At 31.2% G+C, this 2324-nt stretch carries 4 protein-coding genes; all 4 read left to right on the top strand.

Annotated elements, in window-relative coordinates:
* Window positions 1-269 precede the first annotated feature (269 nt).
* Entirely contained in the window at window positions 270-1088 is an 819-nt protein-coding gene (locus B5E75_RS14105; RefSeq protein ID WP_087360568.1) for a Cof-type HAD-IIB family hydrolase, read from the top strand.
* Window positions 1088-1261: a DUF4250 domain-containing protein gene (locus tag B5E75_RS14110; protein ID WP_087360571.1), complete on the top strand. Its 174-nt coding sequence runs from the start codon at window positions 1088-1090 to the stop codon at window positions 1259-1261. The genes B5E75_RS14105 and B5E75_RS14110 overlap by 1 nt, the downstream gene beginning before the upstream one ends.
* Before the next feature lie 11 nt (window positions 1262-1272).
* Window positions 1273-1695: a PPC domain-containing DNA-binding protein gene (locus tag B5E75_RS14115; protein WP_087360574.1), complete on the top strand. Its 423-nt coding sequence runs from the start codon at window positions 1273-1275 to the stop codon at window positions 1693-1695.
* Between the two features lie 171 nt (window positions 1696-1866).
* Window positions 1867-2324: Rpn family recombination-promoting nuclease/putative transposase (locus B5E75_RS14120; protein WP_143746984.1), on the top strand; the 458-nt coding region annotated here is incomplete at its 3' end.

A 2324-nucleotide genomic window follows, 5' to 3' on the forward strand; every position in this document is an offset into this window, starting at 1 on the left:
ATTATCAATGTCATTATACATTAATCAAAAAAATGATGACTTCTAAACCAGAGGATAGACTCCGAAAAAAAGGAGTTAAAACAAGAAAGTATTACAAGTGGCTCAGATGGTCTATGAAAGATGATTTTATCAAAAATATTCTTTTAAAGAAAAATGTATATCAATAAGAGTATTGATGTGTCATTATAACTATCTCAAATGAAAAACATAATGCTTATATAGACAAAACGAAAGAAATGAATTAAGATAATAAAAAACAGGAGGTCATGATGGAATATAAGTTAATTGCATTAGATTTGGATGGAACTTTAAAAGATTCAAATAATCAGATTACACCTAAAACTAGAGAAGCTTTGATTCAAGTACAAAAACAAGGTGTGAAAATTGTTTTAGCTTCTGGTAGACCAACAGCTGGACTTAGACATGAAGCTAAAGAATTGATGTTAGATCAATTTGGTGGTTATCTACTATCGTTTAATGGGGCAAGAGTTGCCAGTGCAAAAACGAATGAAACAATTTATGAACAGACTTTGACAGTAGAAGACGCTCAAAAGACTTATCAAAGGGCAAAACAATTTGATTTAGCATGTATGACATATAAAAATGATATGATTTATACTGAAGATATAGATGATGAATATGTTTGTTTAGAAGCTAAAATTAATGATATTCATAAAAATAAAGTTTCATCTTTTATAGATATACTCGAAAATCCTATACATAAAGTTTTATTAACTGGAAAACCGGATTATGTTGCTTCTATTGAAGCAGAATTTAAAAAGCCTTTTGGTGATAGTTTGAGTATTTATCGAAGTGCTCCATTCTTTTTAGAAGTCATGTCAAAAGGAATTGATAAAGCTACATCGCTTGATCGTCTAGCAAAGAGCTTAAATATAAAACAAGAAGAAGTGATGGCATTTGGAGATGGCTACAATGATCTAAGTATGATTGAATATGCTGGGCTTGGTGTCGCAATGGAAAATGCAGTTGATGGCGTCAAACAACGTGCCAATATGATCACAAAATCAAATAACGAAGATGGTATAGCCTATGTATTATCTCAGATATATAAAGGAGTTGAATATTAATGTTACCAAAAGATCCTGCCATGCTTTTAAGTTTTATTAATATGAAATTAAGAGATCAATATGATTCATTAGAAAGTTTATGTGATGATTTGGATGTTTCTAAACAGGATATTATAGAAACATTGAAAAAGATTGATTATATTTATGATGAAATGAATAATCAGTTTAAATAAGGAGAACATTTATGGAATATAAAAGATTTGATCAGACTATTTTAGTGAGAATTGATAAAGATGAAGAAATATTGGAACAAGTTCAAAAAGTTGCTTTAAAAGAAAATGTAACACTTGCAAGTATTCAAGCATTAGGTGCTGTTAAAGATATCACAATTGGTGTCTTTCAAACGGATACAAAACACTATTTATCAAATTCATTTCAAGGAAGTTTTGAAATTGTTTCATTAACAGGAACAATTGATACGATGAATGATCAGTTTTATTGTCATTTACATATGAGTGTGGGAAATGAAAAAGGTGAAGTCTTTGGTGGACATTTAAATAAAGCTATTGTGAGTGCAACATGTGAAATGGTTATAACAATCATTGATGGCAAAATAGATCGAGAGTTGAATAAGGATATTGGTTTGAATTTATGGAAGTTTGCTTAGAAGGCAAACTTTTTTTAGTTTTATTAAAAAAAGTTTGAAATAAAAAAAGAAAAATGAAATATTTTTGCGTATATAAATAATAGAGGGGTTAGAAATATTATATGGTGTTTACTATAAGCAATGATTTGTGTATAATATGTTTAGCCTCTCCTCTATAGGAGGGATTCGTTGATGAAAAAAGATCATGTGTTAAAGGATTTCTTCTCTTATCCTATGCGTTTTGCTGACTTCATGAATGCTCTTTTCTTTGATGGTCATGCTATCATCCATCCCAGTGACCTTCACCCTCTTGATTCCAGAGAGATATTTATTGGTGACTTTCTTTCTAAGGAACGCACTCATGATGTCATCATGATGTGGGAAAGAAAGGATTTTCAAGCTATCTTGATTCTTGAAGCTCAAAGCTGTGTTGACTTTACAATGGCATCAAGAACATTGCTTTATGATGCACTGGTCTACAACATGCAGGATAAGCGATTCAAGAATCATATGCTGATGCCAGTGATGAGCGTCGTATTGTTTCATGGCGAAGGGAAATGGAATGCCGTGACATCATTGCTGGAAAGAGTCAAAGGACCAGAGGAAATCAAGAGAAAACAGAATGACTGGAAGATGAGGGTTGTAGACAT

This window comes from Massiliimicrobium timonense (assembly GCF_002160865.1).
GTDB lineage: Bacteria > Bacillota_I > Bacilli_A > Erysipelotrichales > Coprobacillaceae > Allocoprobacillus.